At 67.0% G+C, this 17687-nt stretch carries 13 protein-coding genes; 10 read left to right on the top strand and 3 right to left on the bottom strand.

Annotated elements, in window-relative coordinates; genetic code table 11:
• Positions 1-89 precede the first annotated feature (89 nt).
• Positions 90-485 carry a Sec-independent protein translocase protein TatB gene (gene tatB / locus NL2_RS04050; protein ID WP_068071992.1) on the top strand — a complete coding sequence of 132 codons (396 nt, stop codon included), beginning with the start codon at positions 90-92 and terminating at the stop codon, positions 483-485.
• Entirely contained in the window at positions 482-1321 is an 840-nt protein-coding gene (gene tatC, locus NL2_RS04055; RefSeq protein WP_068071993.1) for a twin-arginine translocase subunit TatC, read from the top strand. Before tatB ends, tatC begins: the two co-directional genes overlap by 4 nt.
• 253 nt (positions 1322-1574) lie before the next feature.
• On the opposite strand, the gene NL2_RS04060 is transcribed toward tatC, so the two are convergent.
• Both NL2_RS04060 and NL2_RS04065 read right to left on the bottom strand, forming a co-directional pair.
• Positions 1575-3308, bottom strand: coding sequence for an amidohydrolase (locus NL2_RS04060; protein ID WP_068071995.1), 1734 nt, complete (start codon positions 3306-3308; stop codon positions 1575-1577).
• Positions 3305-4204 carry an NAD(P)-dependent oxidoreductase gene (locus NL2_RS04065; protein ID WP_068072522.1) on the bottom strand — a complete coding sequence of 300 codons (900 nt, stop codon included), beginning with the start codon at positions 4202-4204 and terminating at the stop codon, positions 3305-3307. Before NL2_RS04065 ends, NL2_RS04060 begins: the two co-directional genes overlap by 4 nt.
• Positions 4205-4371: 167 nt before the next feature.
• Between NL2_RS04065 and NL2_RS04070 the strand changes: the two genes are divergently transcribed.
• The 8 genes from NL2_RS04070 (at position 4372) to NL2_RS21000 (ending at position 15951) form a co-directional block, all read left to right on the top strand.
• On the top strand, positions 4372-4752 hold the full coding sequence (locus tag NL2_RS04070) for a VanZ family protein (protein WP_157083019.1): 381 nt from the start codon (positions 4372-4374) through the stop codon (positions 4750-4752).
• An 81-nt stretch (positions 4753-4833) separates the two neighbouring features.
• Positions 4834-6108 (top strand): threonine ammonia-lyase, encoded by a 1275-nt coding sequence (locus NL2_RS04075; protein WP_068071997.1) that lies wholly within the window; start codon positions 4834-4836, stop codon positions 6106-6108.
• Between the two features lie 73 nt (positions 6109-6181).
• Complete coding sequence (locus NL2_RS04080) at positions 6182-6958, top strand: SDR family oxidoreductase (RefSeq protein WP_068071998.1); 777 nt, start codon at positions 6182-6184, stop codon at positions 6956-6958.
• A gap of 4 nt (positions 6959-6962) precedes the next feature.
• The gene (locus tag NL2_RS04085) at positions 6963-7880 is read left to right on the top strand and encodes a glycoside hydrolase family protein (protein ID WP_068072000.1); all 918 of its coding nucleotides are present in this window, start codon (positions 6963-6965) and stop codon (positions 7878-7880) included.
• 173 nt (positions 7881-8053) lie between these two features.
• Positions 8054-8923, top strand: a complete 870-nt coding sequence (locus tag NL2_RS04090) for an arginyltransferase (protein ID WP_068072003.1) — start codon at positions 8054-8056, stop codon at positions 8921-8923.
• Between the two features lie 55 nt (positions 8924-8978).
• Positions 8979-11225 (top strand): BamA/TamA family outer membrane protein, encoded by a 2247-nt coding sequence (locus NL2_RS04095; protein WP_245647563.1) that lies wholly within the window; start codon positions 8979-8981, stop codon positions 11223-11225.
• Positions 11225-15451, top strand: coding sequence for a translocation/assembly module TamB domain-containing protein (locus NL2_RS04100; RefSeq protein WP_084355853.1), 4227 nt, complete (start codon positions 11225-11227; stop codon positions 15449-15451). The genes NL2_RS04095 and NL2_RS04100 overlap by 1 nt, the downstream gene beginning before the upstream one ends.
• A gap of 95 nt (positions 15452-15546) precedes the next feature.
• Entirely contained in the window at positions 15547-15951 is a 405-nt protein-coding gene (locus NL2_RS21000; protein ID WP_157083020.1) for a hypothetical protein, read from the top strand.
• Positions 15952-16226: 275 nt separating this feature from the next.
• Here the strand turns inward: NL2_RS21000 and NL2_RS04105 are convergent, their stop codons facing one another.
• Positions 16227-17651 carry an aldehyde dehydrogenase family protein gene (locus tag NL2_RS04105; protein WP_068072005.1) on the bottom strand — a complete coding sequence of 475 codons (1425 nt, stop codon included), beginning with the start codon at positions 17649-17651 and terminating at the stop codon, positions 16227-16229.
• Between the last annotated feature and the right edge of the window lie 36 nt (positions 17652-17687).

Consider the following 17687-nt stretch of genomic DNA (forward strand, 5'->3'; position numbering starts at 1 on the left):
CGTTCCGCCCGCCACGGCGGCTCCGGTTCCGTCGGCCACCGGCGGGGAACCTCCGCTCGACGCCTGAAGTCTGAAGGTCGCCAGCAAAGATGTTCGATATCGCTCCGTCGGAGCTGTTGCTCGTGGTCATCGTGGCGATCGTCGTGATCGGCCCGAAGGACCTGCCGCTGGCGCTGCGCACCGCAGGCCGCTGGATCGGCAAAGTGCGCCGCGTCTCCAACCACTTCCGCAGCGGCATCGAAGCGATGATCCGCGAGGCGGAGCTGGAGGAAATGGAAAAGAAGTGGCGCGAGCAGAACGCCGCGATCATGGCGCAGGATGCGACCGGACAGACGCCCGCCGCCGCGATCGACCAGACGCTGCTGCCGCATGCGCCGACAGAATCTTCCCCGATCGCGTCGACCCCAGCTTCGGCCGATCCGGTCGTGGCGCCTGCCGCTGTTCCCGCTGATCAGCACGCTTCCGCCGGGCCACCCCCGCCATGAAACTGCGCGAACTCGACGAGAGCCAGGCGCCGCTGCTCGATCATCTGCTCGAACTGCGGACGCGGTTGCTGCGCTGCGTCTATGCGCTGGCGCTGGCGTTTGCGGTGTGCTTCTATTTTGCCGACGAGATTTTCGGCATTCTGGTGCGCCCGCTGACGCAGGCGTTTCCGCCGGGGCAGGGCAAGCTGATCTACACCAAGCTGTACGAGGCGTTCTTCGTCAACATCAAGGTGGCGCTGTTCGCGGCGTTCCTGCTCAGCTTCCCGGTGATCGCCAACCAGCTGTGGGCGTTCGTCGCGCCGGGGCTGTATGCCAAGGAAAAGCGGGCGTTCCTGCCGTTCCTCATCGCCACCCCGATCCTGTTCACGATGGGCGCGTGCCTGGCCTATTTCGTCGTCATGCCCACCGCGTTCAAGTGGTTCCTCGGCTTCGAGGGCCATCGCGGCGGATTGCAGGTAGAGGCGCTGCCGGGCACGGCGGACTACCTCAGTCTCGTCATGCAGTTCATCCTCGCGTTCGGCATCAGTTTCCTGCTGCCGGTGCTGCTGATGCTGCTCAACCGCGCCGGGATCGTCACGCGCGTGCAGCTGGTGGCGGCGCGGCGCTATGTGATCGTCGGGATCACGGCGGTGGCGGCGGTGATCACCCCGCCCGACGTCGTCTCGCAGCTGATGCTGGCGATCCCGCTGCTGATCCTGTTCGAAGGCACCCTGATCGTGATGCGCTTTGCCGAACGCGCCGACGCGAAGGAAAAGGCCAAGGCCGAAGCCGAAGCGCGCGCCGAAACAGCTGCGATCGTGGTACCGCCCGCAGATCCGGTCTCGACGCAGCCGTAGGGCGGCATGAAACCACGTTCGACCCGCTGATCCAGAGCCAGTCGATGGGCTCGACACGAGCGGGATTGGCGACGTAACAGCCAACTCACTTGTCCACTCATGAAAAAGGCGAGGCCTTTCAGCCTCGCCTGTTCAACTCGGTATCATTTCGGTCCTCACCCATCGGGCGATGCTCGAAAGCGGGGCGCAATAAATGCGCCCCGCAACGCAGCAACCGGGGGAGGGGGAGCCGGCTGCCTTCCGCGTCCGTGATCTAACGTCCGTCGGGTTGCTTGGTTTCCGGCGATTTCGCATCTGCGGAAACGGGCGCGTCTGCGGCATAGACCTTGCCGCCGCCGATCCATGTTTCCAATACCTTGGTCGCGCGGATTTGCGCCGGGGTGGCGATCATCGGGTCGGTATCGACGAAAATGAAATCGGCGCGCAGTCCGGGCGCAAGCCGTCCGAAGCGCTTTTCGGCAAACCCGGCATAAGCCGCCGCACTGGTATAGCCCGCCAGCGCCGTCGCGCGATCGACCCGCTCCTGCGGCTGCCATCCACCAGACGGCTGACCGTCCGGCCCTTCGCGGCTGATCGCGGCGGCGATGCCCGCGAACGGATCGGGCGCTTCGACCGGGGCATCGGACCCGAACGCCAGCGTGGCGCCGCGCGCCTTCAGCGTGTTCCACGCATACGCGCCCAGCAGCCGATCCGGCCCCAGCCGCGCCTTGGCCATCAGCCGGTCGGACGTCTGATGGACCGGCTGCATCGACGCGACCACGCCGGTGCCCGATTGCGCCAGCCGCGCCACATCGGGGAAGTTGGCGGGATCGACGATCTGCATATGCTCGATCCGCCAGCGCCGATCGCCCTTGTAGGTGGCAGACAGTTCCTCGATCTCGCCCAGCATCTGGGAAACGGACTGGTCGCCGATGGCGTGCACCGCGACCTGGAACCCGTCCATCGCCGCGCGGCTCATCAGATTGCCGAGCTGGGTCTGCGACAGTTGCGGCAGTCCGGTGGTGCCCGGCGCGTCGGCGTACGGCTTTTTGAGCCACGCCCCGCGCGAACCCAGCGCGCCGTCGAGGTAGAGCTTGACCCCGCCCATCCGCAAGCGGTCCTGGTAGAGCCACGGTGTCGGTTCCGGCCCGGCGATGGCGATCATCGCATCGATGCCCAGCGCATAGGACATGATCCGCAAGTACAGGCGGTTGCGGTCGCCCGCGCGGCGGAACGCCTGCCAATCGTCCATGGAGGTGCCCATGTCGGCGGCTGCGGTCACGCCGCGCTTGAACAGCAACTGTTGCGCGGTGGCGAGCGCGAGATCGCGGTCGACCGCGCGCGGCGGCGGCACGGTCCGTCCGACAAGGTCCTTGGCCGCATCGACCAGCACGCCCGCAGGCTTGCCCGTGGCGTCGCGCTCGATCCGTCCGCCGGCCGGGTCCTTGCTGGCGGCGGTCACGTTAGCGTTGCGCAGCGCCGCGCTGTTGGCCCAGCCGGCGTGGCCATCGACGCGTTCGAGCCAGACGGGGCGATCGGGTACGATCGCGTCGATTTCGGCAGCGGTGGGAAAGCGGCCAAGACCCCAGACTTCCTGGTTCCAGCCGCGCCCGATGATCCATGGCCGGTCGGGATGCGCGGCGGCGTAGGCGCGGATACTGGCCTGCGCCTCGGCCAGCGACTTCGTGTCCGACAGGTCGAGCGTCAGCGCGGCGAAGCCCAGCGCCATCACGTGCAGATGGGCATCGATAAGTCCGGGCAGCATCGTGCGGCCCTTGCCGTCGATGCGGTACTGCGCCTTGGGCTTTTTCTCACCCGAATGGATCACCTGGCGGATCGTGCCATCGTTGCCGAACACCAGCGCGATGAACGTCTCGACCCGGCCGTCGGCGCTCACCGTTTCGCCATGGACGTTATCGACCAGCGTATCGTCGCGCGGGGCGTCGGCAAGCACCGGCGCTGCCGTTGCCGCGAGCAGAGCCGCCAGCGCGGCTATCGCAGCTTTCACGCGCGGCCGCCCTTTTTCGGCAGGTGCCGGATCAGGGCGCTGGTGTCGTCGCGCCCGGCGCCTTGCGCCTGCACTTTGGCATAGAACTGATCGACCAGCGCGGTGATCGGCACGCTGGCGCCAAGGCCCCGCGCCTCGTCGATGGTCAGGCCCAGGTCCTTGCGCATCCAGTCGATCGCAAAGCCGAACTCGAATTCGTCGGCGTCCATCGTTTTCCAGCGGTTGTCCATTTGCCAGCTTTGCGCCGCGCCGCCCGAAATCGCCTCATAGACCTTGTCCATGTCGAGCCGCGCGGCCTGCGCGAACCGTACGGCTTCGGACAGGCCTGCCAGCACCCCGGCGATGCAGATCTGGTTGACCATCTTGGTCGATTGGCCCGCGCCCGGCTTGCCCACGTGCGTCACGCGCTTGGCATAGGCGGCCAGGATCGGGCGCGCCGCCTCGATCGCCTTGGCGCTGCCGCCGCACATGACCGACAGCGTTCCGGCCTCCGCGCCCGACTGGCCGCCGGTGACCGGGGCATCGACGCACAGGATGCCCTTGTCGCGCCCCTCGACCGCGATCTGCCGCGCGATCTTGGCCGAAACCGTGGTGTGGTCGATGAACACCGCGTCGCGCCGCAACGCGGTGAACACGCCATTGGGGCCGAGCACGACATCGGCGAGGTCATCGTCGTTGCCCACGCACGTGAGCACGGCGTCGGCCCCTTGCGCTGCCTCGGCCGGACTGCCCGCGACGCGCGCGGCCAGCCCCGGGTTGGCAGCCTGCCATGCTTCGGCGCGGGCGGGCGAACGGTTGAAGATGGTCAGGCGGTGGCCCGCATGGGCGAGGTGGCGTGCCAGGGGTGAGCCCATGACGCCGAGCCCGAGAAACGATACGTTGAGAGGTTCGCTCATCAGCCCATGTTTACCTGCTTTGGCTGCCGCCGCCAGCCCCTTTGCCGCGCCAATGCCGGCGTCGAACCCGGCGCTGGAACCGGGCGACCGCAGCGGTGCCTGGCGGGCGGAAACGCGCGGTCGAACGACCTTGCTCCGCGCCGCCAACCCGCTATCGACGCGAACCGATGAACCTGAACTCCGCACTTGCGATTCGCACCAGCCGCTTCCTGTTCTGGGGTGCCGCCGTGTTCGCCGTAACCATGGCCGTGCTGCCCAAGCCGCCGCAGATGCCGATGGACAAATTCGGCGACAAGTTCGAGCATATGCTGGCGTTTTCGGTGCTGACGGTGCTGGCCAACCTTTCCTATCGCGCGATGCCACGGCTGCGGATCGCCGAACGGCTCTCGTTCCTGGGTGCGCTGATCGAGGTGGTCCAGTCGATCCCGGCGCTGCACCGCGATTGCGACATCCGCGATTGGGTGGCCGATACGCTGGCGATCCTGGTGGTCACCGCGCTGTGTGCGCTGGTGGCGCGCCGCTGGGGGCAAGCGCAGCCGCAGCCGTAACTGCAGGGCTGACGGCTTTCCCCAAGCCTGTTGGGGTAAGCCTGTTTCCAACGCAGGTGCTTTCCGTTAGGGCGCGCAGCCATGGATACGCCCGCAACGCAGCCGCTCGACTTGTCCGAATCCGCAGCGGAGGGAGAGCCCGGCGCGCTGCTTTCGCTGGCTGACGTCCAGGCGGCGGCGGCGCGGATCAAGGGCCACGTGGTGCGCACGCCCACGCTCTACAGCCGCACGCTGAGCGCAATCAGCGGCGCGCAGATCTGGCTGAAGTTCGAAAACCTGCAGTTCACCGCCGCCTACAAGGAACGCGGCGCGTTGAACGCGCTGCTGCTGCTGGACGAGGAGCGGCGCAGCCGCGGGGTTATCGCCGCATCGGCCGGCAACCACGCGCAAGGGCTGAGCTATCACGGCACCCGGCTGGGCGTGCCGGTGACCATCGTGATGCCCAAGACGACACCGACGGTGAAGATCATGCAGACCGAAAGCGTCGGCGGCAAGGTCGTGCTCGAGGGTGAGACATTCGACGATGCGTATGCCCATGCGAGGCTGCTGGAGCGCGAACTGGGGCTGACCTTCGTCCATCCGTTCGACGATCCGCACGTGGCGGCGGGGCAGGGCACGGTCGCGCTCGAAATGCTCGAGGATGCGCCGCAGATCGACATGCTGGCGGTGCCGATCGGTGGCGGCGGGCTGCTGTCGGGCATGGGTACCGCAGCGCGCGGGCTGAAGCCGGATATCGGGCTGATCGGCGTGCAGGCGGCGCTGTTCCCGTCGATGTACGGGCGATTGAAGCACCTCGACCTGCCGTGCGGCGGGGATACGCTGGCCGAAGGCATCGCGGTGAAGGAGCCCGGGGTGTTTACCTCGGCGGTGCTCGAAACGCTGGTCGACGATATCGTGCTGGTCGATGAACCGGCGCTGGAAAGCGCGGTCGCGCTGATGCTGCAGATCGAAAAGACCGTGGCCGAAGGCGCGGGCGCGGCGGGACTGGCGGCGGTGATGAGCCACCGCGAGCTGTTCGCCGGGCGAAACGTCGGCATCGTCATCTGCGGCGGCAACATCGACACGCGGCTGCTCGCCAATGTGCTGTTGCGCGATCTCGCCCGCTCGGGCCGCCTCGCGCGGCTGCGGCTGACGCTGCAGGATCGGCCCGGCGCATTGTTCAAGGTGATGCGCGAATTCGATGCGCACCAGGTCAACATCATCGAGATCTACCACCAGCGCATCTTCACGCATCTGCCTGCCAAGGGCCTGATCACCGACATCGAGTGCGAGGCGCGCGACCGTGCGCAGATCGACAAGCTGACCGCCGCGCTGCGCGCCGACGGCTACGACGTGAGCCAGGTCGAACTGGCGTGAGCCGCAGCCGTTCTCGATACGCGTGACCGATAATTCATGAACCCATCCACGCGTTCGCGCGTTGGCTGGGGTGATGGATTTCAATCGGACAGGCGCCGTAGTGACCGGCGGGGAATCGGGCATCGGCCGCGCATGCGCGCTGGCGCTCGGCCAGGCAGGCGCGGCGGTGACGCTGACCTATTTTCGCGATGATGCGGTGGCACAGGCGGTCGTGGCGGAGATCGAGCTGGCCGGTAGCCAAGCGCTTGCCGTGCAGACCGACGTGAGCGACGAGGCGCAAGTCGATGCGCTGTTTGCCGCAGCCGAAACAGCGTTCGGGCCCGTCCGGCTGCTGGTCAATTCGGCGGGACTCAACATGAGCGGAACGCCGATTGCCGACATGGCGCTGGCGCAGTTCGACCGCGTGGTTCGCGCTGATCTTTACGGCCCGTTCCTCACCTGCCGGCGCTTCGTGCGCGGGATCGCGGCCGCAGGCGGTGGAGGAGGGCGCATCGCCAACATCTCCTCGATCCATGAAAAGGCGCCGCGCCCCGGCGGGGTGGAATACGACAGCGCCAAGGGCGGGCTCGCGCAATTGACCGCCACGCTCGCGCTCGAACTCGCGCCGCAGCGGATTGCGGTGAATGGCGTGGCGCCGGGCATGATCCTCACCCCGATGAACCAGTCGGCAATGGACCACCCCGACGAACTGCGCACCAAGGAAGCCGTGATCCCGTGGGGCCGCGCCGGCCGGCCCGAAGAAGTGGCCGACGTCGTGGTGTTCCTGCTCTCGCCTGCGGCCGACTACATCACCGGCACCACCATCACCATCGACGGCGCGCTGTCGCTCACCGTCGCGTTGGGAGCCTGAAGCCATGGTCGATTACGTGGTGCAGGCGCTCGATCAGGTGACGCTCGACATTTCCGGCCCCGACGGGCTGCTGGCCGGGCACGACCTGATGAGCCCCTACGTGTGGACGCAGGATGGACGCCACCAGTTGCTGGTGCGCGTGCTCGCGCATCCGCTGGCGGAGACTGACCCCACCGGGATCATCTATTGTGGCCATTCCGACGATGGCCTGTCGTTCATCATGCGCGACCGGCCCGCGATCGTGCCCGGGCCCGATTTCGTGGACGCCGGCGGGGTGGAAGATCCCACTGTGGTGCTGGCCGACCAGGGCGAGGTGCTGGTGTTCTACACTGGCGTAGATGGCCAGCGCGGGCAGGGATCGATGATGGTGGCGCGGGGCTGCGACCTTGAGAAGCTCGCCAAGGAGCAAGTGCTGCTCAAGGCCCCGCCGGGCGAGGGCAACATCAAGGAAGCCACCGTTGCGCAGGGCACGGACGGGCGGTTTCGCCTGTTCTACGAATACGCGAAAGAGATCACGCCGGGCGTCGGTGCCTCGCGCATCGGCATGGCCATCGCACCGGGGCCCAACGGTCCGTGGGAGGTGGTCGACGATCCGTTCGGCATCCGCGAGGATGCGTGGGACAACTGGCACCTGTCGACCGGCCCGATCGTGTCGCAGCCGGGTGCGGACCCGGTGATGTTTTACAACGGCGCCACGGTCGATGCGCGCTGGCGGATCGGCTGGATCAGCTTTGACGCCAATTTCGAGCGGATCACCGACCGCTGCATCCAGCCGATGCTCATCCCCCCGCCGCCGGTCCACCGCGACGGCACCGACATCGCGTTTGCCGCCTCGTGCTTGGTGGAGGATGAGGCAATCCTGCTGTATTATTCGCTGGAGGACCGGCTGCTGCGCCGCGCCGCGATCCGCCGGTTCGATTGATGTGTCGTGACCGGCGAACGCGGCGGACTCTCAGTGGACAAAAATGTGCAAACTAACCGGAGATTAACTGCGTTTCGTGGTTAAAGGGCTTTCACCATTTGCTTCGGGCTGGCATTGTTAAGCCCGACGCTGCCGGATTGTCCGGAAGGTGATTGAGGGATTGCAAACCGGTTGTGACCGCACCTGTCCGCTTCCCACGCTTTTTCGTGACCAGCCCTTCGCCGTGCCCCTATCTTCCGGGCAAGAGCGAGCGCAAGGTGTTTACCGAGCTGAAGGGCCCGCACGCCGATGAGCTGAACGATGCGCTGGGCCGCATCGGGTTTCGTCGCAGCCAGACCGTGGCCTATCGCCCCAGCTGCCTCGATTGCTCAGCCTGCGTTTCGGTCCGCGTCGTGGCCGACCGGTTCCAGCCTTCCGCCACCCAGCGCAAAAACCTGAAACGCAATTCCGATCTCGTCGTCAACGCCTGCAAACCGTGGTCCACCCCGGAACAGTTCGAGCTGCTGCAGCGTTACCTGTCGGTTCGTCACCCTGGCGGGGGGATGGCCAGCATGGACGAGATGGACTTCGCGGACATGGTTGAGCATACCCCGGTCAAGAGCTATGTCATTGAATACAGGGAACCAGGCGTCGGTGACACGCCGGGCAAACTGGTCGGAGCCTGCCTGACGGATCAGCAGGGTGACGGTCTGTCGATGATCTACAGTTTTTACGATCCGCAACACGAGACTCGCACCGGGCTTGGCAACTACATCATCCTTGACCACATCCTGCGCTCGGCGCGGGTCGGCCTGCCCTTTGTCTATCTGGGCTACTGGGTCGAAGGATCCGTGCGGATGCAGTACAAAGTGCGCTACCGTCCGCTCGAACGGCTGGGCCGCGACGGGTGGGAACGCTTCGATCCCGATGAACAGGCCAGCGCCATCGTTCGCGCCGCCAAGGCCGCACCCCGCGATCTCGCCCCCATCGACGGCAGCTGCAAGGACGGCGTCCCCGGCAGCCAGGATCATTATCGCGCCGATCCCACCCGCATCATCGAATAGCCGCGGCAGGACGCTGCGCTGTCGCCTGCGCCCGTTGCTGCGCGGGGCGATCGCGGTGCTCGTGCTGGTACAGGCGATGGCCGGACTGGCGGGGCCCGCAGCCGCACAAAGCCGCTCGACCGATCAGGAACTCAAAGACCTCATCCCCGATTCCGCGCTCGACCGTCCGCAGGACTGGGCCGTGGAAACGCAAGGTGCGCAAGCCAATCAGGGCCCGGCCCCCGCCAGCGCGGTCGAGGCGCTCGATCCCACCGCGCCGCTGCCCGACATCGCCGGCATGAAACTGCCGTGGCCCGATCAGACGGACCTTGCCGCGATCGAGCCGCTTTCGCCCGATCCCGATATCGCGCAGGCGCAGGCGCAGGCCGATACCGAGATCAAGGCCTTGCCCGGGCCCGCCGCGACCAGTGGCAAGCCCGGCGTCAAACTGGCCGGCGATGCCTCGCTCGAACACGTCGGCAAGCAGGTCGAACTGGCGTTTCCGCCGGCGATCGAGGCATTCCCCCAGCGCGACGAATTCACCGACCGCTTCGCGTCGCTGTCAGACCTCAAGCGACTGGCCAAGGGTGACGAGAACATCGCGCAACTGTCCCGCCGCGCGCGGTCCGACCGCGACCTGCTGCTGCGCATGTTGCGCGTCTATGGCTATTACGATGCCGACGTGACCCAGTCGCTCGGCGGGTTTTCCACCGATGGGGAACAGCCCGGCCCCGTCGACGTGACCCAGTCGCTCGGCGGGTTTTCCACCGATGGGGAACAGCCCGGCCCCGTCGACGTGAGCAAGGTCGTCGTCCATTTCGACATCCAGCCCGGGCCGCAATACCATTTCGGCGCGATCAACCTTGCCGAACTGGAAACCACTGGCCCTGACTTCACCAAACTGCGCGGCGCGTTCGCGCTCAATGTGGGTGATGCGATCAACTCCGACAGGATCCTGATCGAGCGGACCAATCTCACCACCGCGCTGGGCGAGAACGGTTATGCCTTTTCGACCGTGGGCGATCCGGACCTGGTGATCGACCACCAGCCGCGCACCGGCGACCTGACCGTGCCGGTCAAGCCGGGCGGGCGCTATGTGTTCGGCCAGGTGGTGAGCGGCGCGCCCGAATTCCTCAACTCGCACCACCTCCAGGTAATCGCGCGGTTCCGGCCGGGCGACCTCTACAAGCGTTCGCAAGTCGATGACTTGCGCAAGGCCATTCTGGCGACCGGGCTGGTCTCGACGGTGACGGTCACCGCGCGCGAGGCGACCCCGCCCGCCGCCACGCAGCCCGGCACGGTCGATTTCGATGTTGCACTGGGCAAGGCGCCGCTGCGCACCATTGCCGGGCTGGCGGGCTATTCCAGCGGCGAGGGCTTCCGCGCCGAAGTCAGCTGGGAGCACCGCAACTTCTTCCCGCCCGAAGGACTGCTCCGGTTTCGCGCGGTGGCCGGCACGCGCGAACAGCTGGCGGGGGTCACCTTCCGCCGCAGCAATTTCCTTACGCGCGACCAGTCGCTGACCGCGGACCTGTTTGCGCAGACGATCGATACCGACGCGTACAAGGCCAAGACTGCATCGTTCATCACCACGTTCGAACGCCAGACCACGCTGATCTACCAGAAGCGTCTGGTCTATTCGGCGGGCGTGGAACTGGTGGCGACGCGCGAACAGGAAAAATCCAAGACCGGCGTGCTCAGCCCCGCGCAGGACTATTTCGTCATCGCGGGGCCGGTGCGCGCGGGATACGACGGCAGCGACGATCTGCTCGATCCAACGCATGGCTTCCGCGCGGCCTTGCGCATCTCGCCCGAGTACTCGCGCCACAACGGCGGCGGCGCCACTTACGTCAAGGCGCAAGCCGACGCGAGCTACTACCTGCCTCTGGGCGGCACGGTGGTGATGGCGGCGCGCGCGCGGCTGGGTTCACTGGCGGGCACCACGATCGAGAACGTCGCGCCGTCGCGGCGGTTTTACGCCGGTGGCGGCGGATCGGTGCGCGGCTATGGTTACCAGAACATCGGCCCCAAGAACACCGCTGGCGATCCATCGGGAGGCAAGTCGCTCAGCGAGTTCAGTCTGGAGGCGCGGGTCAAGACCGGGCTGTTCGGCGGCGCGGTCAGCGTGGTGCCGTTCGTCGATGCGGGGGCAGTCGATAACACCTCTACCCCGCGCCTGCGCGACCTCAAGATCGGGGCCGGGATCGGCCTGCGCTACAAGACCAACTTCGGGCCGCTGCGCATCGATCTCGGCACGCCGCTCAACCCCGGACCGGGTGACAGCCGCATCGGCGTCTACGTCGCGCTGGGTCAGGCGTTCTGATGGCGGATACCGCCGCTGTCGATTTTGGTGGCCCGGCCGATGCGCCGCCCCCGCCACCGCCCCCGCCGCCTCCGCCACGCCGTCGCGGATCGCGCACGCTGCGCTGGGGACGGCGCGGGCTGCTGGGCGTGCTGCTCGCGCTGTTGGCGCTGATGGGTGCCGCAGTGCTGCTCGACAGTTCGCTGGGCCATCGCTTTGTCATCGACCGGATCGCGGCGCTCACGCCGGGATCGGGGCTGCGCATCCAGATCGGGCGGATCGAGGGATCGCTGTTCGGCGAGTCGAAGCTGCACGACATCACGCTCAGCGATCCGCAGGGCAAGTTCCTGACGGTACCCGATGCCGAGCTCGACTGGCGGCCGTTCTCGTGGCTGAAACGCGGACTCGATATCCGCAGCCTGGCGCTGCATCGCGGGCATCTGCTGCGCGCGCCCAAGATGCGGCCGGGCGATCCCAGTTCGCCGGTGCTGCCCAATTTCGATATCCGCATCGACAAACTGGTGATCGATAATCTCACCGTCGAAAAAGGCGTGATGGGCGAACGTCGCCGCGTCGATCTGGCGGCCAAGGCGGACATCCGCAAAGGCCGCGCGCTGCTCGACGTCAACGGCAAGCTGGGCGGCGGCGACAAGCTCGTGCTGCACCTCGACAGCGAGCCCGATCGCGACAAGTTCGACCTCGCGCTCGATTATGCCGCGCCGCGCGGCGGGCTGCTGGCGAGCCTTGCGGGCGCGCAAAGCAGCGTGCGCATGATCGCGGCGGGCAAGGGCGGCTGGCACAACTGGCAGGGCTGGGCCTGGGTCAGCCAGGACGCCAAGCCGCTCGCGGCGTTCCTGCTGGGCAACCGCGCCGGGCGCTACAACGCGATGGGGCAGGCTTATCCCGATGGATTGCTGAGTGGCACGGCGGCCAAGCTGATCGGGCCCAAGCTGTCGCTGGCGTTCGACGGCACGATGGTCAACAGCGTGGTCGAGGGAAAACTCGACGCGGTCGGTGCAGGCTTTCGTGCCAACAGCGGCGGCGCGCTCGATCTTGGCAACAATGCGGCGCGGGGCCTCGTGATCAAGGCGCTGGTCACGCGCGGCGACCTGTTGATGGCGTCGCCACGGATCGATGGCCTGCAGATCGCCGCGACGCTCGACGGGCCGTTTCGCAACCTGTCGATCGACCACCAGATTGCCGCGCGGCAGCTGACGGTCGGCACCACGATTGCGCAAGGCTTGCGCACCGCCGGTGTAGCGCACTGGGACGGCGCGCGGCTGGCGTTCCCGCTCGCGCTGACCGCCCAGTCGGTGCACACCGGCAACGCGCAGTTCGATCCGCGCTTTGCCGGGGCTCGGGTGACCGGCAACCTGTTGCTCGCGGGCAACGACCTCAGTTCCGACAACCTCGCCATGGATCTCAAAGGGCTGGCCGCGCGGCTCGCGTTGCGCGGCAATCTCGCGCGCGGGGGCTATGCGCTGGCAGGGCCGGTCGCGGCGCGCGGGTTTGCGCTGACCAACCTCGGCGCGGTCGATGCCGACGCCAGGATCCTGTTCCGCATCGGTGCGGGCGTGCCGTGGACGCTGCAAGCCGATGCGTCGGGCCGGATGGTGCGGGTCGACAACGCCACGCTGCAAAGCCTGACGGGCGGCAATATCCGCTTCACCGGCGCGGTCAGCCTGGGCGAGACGGCGCCGCTGCTGTTCCGCAACACGCGGCTCAGTTCGCAGAAACTCGCGCTCGCCATCGACGGGCAACGGACCGCCGACGGGCGCACGACGCTGCATGGCAACGGGCGCAGCCTCGATTACGGACCGTTCACCATCCAGGCGGCGGTGGGCAGCAATGGCCCGACCGCAGATCTGGTGTTCGCCAGCCCTTATCCGGCCGCCGGGCTGGCCGATGTGCGCGTGGCGCTGGCGCCGATCGCAGACGGGTTCCGCATCGAAGCCAAGGGCGGGTCGCGGCTCGGGCCGTTCGAGGGCACGATCGGGCTGTTCTCCAGCCCCAACGGGCCGACGCGGCTGGCGATCGAACGGTTCAAGGTGTGGCAGACCGATGTCACCGGCACGCTGTTGCTGGGCAAGGCGGGTGTCGCCGGCAACCTCGCGCTCAACGGCGGTGGGCTCGACGGCACGATCCGGATCGATCCGCATGGCGGCGGCGGGCAGGCGATTGCCGCGCTGATCACCGCGCACAACGCGCGTTTCGGCGGGCCGACCCCGCTGTCGATCGGCAATGCGCGGCTGGAGGTCAACGGCACGCTGCTCAAAGGCCGCAGCACGATCGATGGCAGCGTCTATGCCGAAGGCGTGGGCAGCGGGCAGATGTTCCTCGGCCGGCTGGCGGCGCGTGTGCAACTGGTCGATGGATCGGGCACGATCACCGCCTCGGTCGCCGGACGGCGCGGCACGCGCTTTGCGCTGCAGGGCACCGGCACGGTCAGCCCCGATCGCGTGGTGATGCTGGCCAACGGCAACTACGCCGGGCGCAAGATCACCATGCCGCGCCGCGCGGTGCTGACCCGCGACGGTGCCGGTTGGCGGCTGGCCCCCACGCAGATCGGGTTCGGGCGCGGGATCGTCATCGCCTCGGGCCACGTGCTGGGCGGGCCGACCGAGATCAGCCTGCAGATGGCCGACATGCCGCTGTCGGTCGGCGATATCCTGGTCAGCGACCTCGGGCTGGGCGGCAATGCCTCGGGCCTGGTCGATTATCGCAACGATGGCCACGGCGCGCCCACCGGCAGCGCGAAGCTGCAGATCAAGGGGCTCACCCGGTCCGGGCTGGTGCTGACCTCGCGCCCGCTCGACGTGTTCCTCGTCGCCGATCTCGGCACCGATGCGCTCGAGGCGCGCGCGGTGATGCAGGAAGGCGGCGCGGTGCGCGGACGGCTCCAGGGCCGCATCGGCGGGCTGCCGCGCGGCGGCACGGTGCTGGAACGGCTGCGCAGCGGATCGCTTGTCGCGCAACTGCGCTACAACGGCCCCGCCGACGCGCTGTGGCGGCTGACCTCGATCGAGGTGTTCGACCTCACCGGTACGCTGGGCGTGGCGGCGGACGTCACCGGTTCGCTCGACAACCCCGAACTGCGCGGCACGCTGGCGAGCAAGGACTTGCGGTTGCAGAGCGCGCTGACCGGCACCGACCTGACCAACCTGGCGATGACCGGCAGCTTCACCGGATCGCGCCTGACGCTGCCGCGCTTTGCCGGCACCACGCCCGGCGGCGGCCAAGTGGTGGGCAGCGGCACGGTCGACCTCTCCAACGTGGCGACGCAAGGCGTGGCGCTCGATCTGCGGCTGGCGGCGACCAACGCGCGCCTGCTCAACCGCGATGACATGGGCGCGACCGTCACCGGCCCGCTGCGGCTGATCAGCAATGGCACCGGCGGGACGATCGCCGGGCGGCTGAAGATCGATGCCGCGCGCTGGATGCTGGGCCGGGCGAGCACGGCGGCGGACCTGCCCGACATCCCCACGCGCGAGATCAACGCGCCCGCCGATATCGCGCCGCAGCGGATCAAGGCAGAGCCGTGGCGGTTCCTGATCGATGCGTCGGGCGGCAACCGCGTCGCGGTGCGCGGGCTGGGGCTCGACAGCGAATGGGGCGCGGACATCCGCCTGCGTGGTGATACCACCAACCCGCAGATTTTCGGCACCGCCGATCTGGTGCGCGGCGGCTACGAATTTGCCGGCAAGCGCTTCGAGCTGAGCCGTGGCCGCATCCGCTTTGCCGGCGAAGTGCCGCCCGACCCGCTGCTCGACATCGCGGCCGAAGGCGATGTGACCGGACTTTCGGCGCGCATCACCATCGGCGGCACGGCGGCCCGGCCGATCATCACGTTCTCGTCCACCCCCGCACTGCCCGAAGAGGAAGTGCTCAGCCGCCTGCTGTTCGGCAGTTCGATCACGCAGATTTCCGCGCCCGAGGCGCTGCAACTGGCCTCCGCGCTCGCGAGCCTGCGCGGTGGCGGCGGGCTCGATCCGATCAACAAGCTGCGCAGCGCGATCGGCCTCGACCGCCTGCGCATCGTCGGCGCCGACGCGACCACCGGCGCGGGCACCAGCATCGCGGTGGGCAAGTACCTCGGCCGGCGGTTCTTCGTGGAACTGGTGACCGACGGCAAAGGCTACAGCGCCACCTCGATCGAATTCCGCATCACCCGCTGGCTGTCGCTGCTCGCCACCGTCTCGACCATCGGCAACAACGGCGTGAACCTGAAGGCGAGCAAGGATTATTGAGGGGTGGGGGGCTTGGCTGTTAGCGACTATATAACCGACATTTTCCGTGAAATGAATGCGCGGGGAAGCAGCCTAAATTATCATGATCTCCGAGGGTGGAAAGTGCGGGGTCGGACAGCTATCCAGAAGGCATGACGACATCGAACCGGTTTACCCAATTTTGTGTCGGCCTCGCCGAACGGGACTTTACTATCCACACTGCGGAATACGCTGGCGATACATTTGGTAATTGGTTCATCGTCTTTTCCACGAAAGGCGTCCCAAAACACCGGGTCACTTGGGATGCCAGAGATCGTTGGCTCATACTTCAGCTCGAGCGGCCAGAAGGCGAACGCACTGTACGCATCAAGCCTGCCGAATTGCAAAAAATGAGCTATCTTGACGGAATGACTGCTCGCTCGCAGCTTGTTGCGGAAGCATGGAAAGATAAGTGGGTTGGACGCGACGAAGTCGAGCAGACCTTGGATCAGATGCTGCACCATCTGCGCTACCAGGTCTGAATGGCAGCTTTTTACCGTACTAAAGATGCTTCCCAGTCGTCATCCTGAACTCGTTTCAGGATCCATTTCTCGTCACATGCCGCCGTGTCGGGAGACGCGATGGATGCTGAAACGAGTTCAGCATGACAGTTGGGGTTCGTTGCCTCCTTCGACAGGCTCAGGATGAGCGGGGCTGGCCGACATGGGCGGCATGATGAAGGGCGTTCAATCTAACCGCCCCACGAAAAAGGCCCCCGCTTTCGCAGGGGCCCCTTCGTTTCAGCTACTCGCTGAAATCAGGCAGGAAGGCCGCTGATCGACTTCACTTCCATGAAGTCGCGCAGGCCGAACAGGCCGGCTTCGCGGCCGTTGCCCGATTGCTTGTAGCCGCCGAACGGTGCGCCAGGGCTGGGGCCCCAGTTGTTGATCGCGACCATGCCCGCGCGCAGCTTGGGTGCCACGTCCGCCGCCTTGGCCGGATCGCCCGAGATCACCGCCGACAGGCCATAGACCGTGTCGTTGGCGATCTCGATCGCCTGGTCGAGGCTGTCGTACGCCATGATCGTCGCCACGGGTCCGAAGATTTCCTCCTGCGCGATGCGCATCCCAGGCGTCACGCCCGAGAACACCGTGGGCTGGATGTAGTAGCCGCGGTTGACATTGGCGGGCAGATCGGTGCCGCCTGTTTCGAGCTTGGCACCCTCGTCGATCGCCGACTGGATCAGCCCGCGCACTTTGTCATACTGGGTCTTGTTGACCAGCGGACCGATGTGCGCGCCTTCCTGCATCGGATCGCCGACGGGGGTGCCGGCATACATCGCCTTGATGAACGCGGCGGCCTCGGCCTCGCGCTCACGCGGGACGAGCACGCGCGTTGGCGAGATGCAGCTTTGCCCGGAATTGACCAGCGGGCCGCTGGCGGTGGGGGGCAGGGTGGCGGCGAAATCGGCGTCGGGCAGCACCACGTTGGCCGCCTTGCCGCCGAGTTCCTGGTGCACGCGCTTGACCGTATCTGCGGCCGCCTTGGCCACCATAATCCCGGCGCGGGTCGATCCGGTGAAGCTGACCATGTCGATGTCAGGGTGCGAACTGATCGCGTTGCCCACGTCGGGGCCGTTGCCCTGAACCAGGTTGAACACGCCCGGCGGCACGCCGGCGGCATCCATGATCTCGGCCAGGATCGCGGCGTTGGTGGGGCATTCTTCCGACGGCTTGAGGATCATGGTGTTGCCGCCGGCCAGCGCCGGGGCGACCTTCAGCGCGATCTGGTTCAGCGGCCAGTTCCACGGGGTGATCATGCCGACCACGCCGATCGGTTCATACACCACGGTGGCGGCGCCGACCTTTTCGCTGAATTCGAAGTTCTTGAGCGCTTCCATCGTGCCCAGAAACCCGCCCATGCCCGCACCGACTTGCGCCGTGCCGCCGAAGCTGACCGGCGCGCCCATTTCCTCGGCCATCGAGGCGGCGAGTTCGGGGATGCGCTTTTTGTATTCCTCGACGATGCGGCCCATCAGCGCGAGGCGTTCCTCACGCGTGGTCTGGCTGTAGGTCTTGAAGGCGCGGCGCGCGGCGATCACGGCGGCGTCGACGTCGGCCTTGGTGCCCAGCGTGATGACCGCGCAGGCTTCTTCGGTCGCCGGGTTGATCACTTCGTGGCGCGTGCCTCCCTGGCTGTCGACCCATTTGCCGTCGATGTAGTTCTGAAGCCGTTCGCGCATGGCATCCTCCTGGAAATCTGGGAAACTGGGATCTGG

Origin of the sequence: Novosphingobium lentum NBRC 107847, from assembly GCF_001590965.1 — a bacterium.
Classification (GTDB): domain Bacteria; phylum Pseudomonadota; class Alphaproteobacteria; order Sphingomonadales; family Sphingomonadaceae; genus Novosphingobium; species Novosphingobium lentum.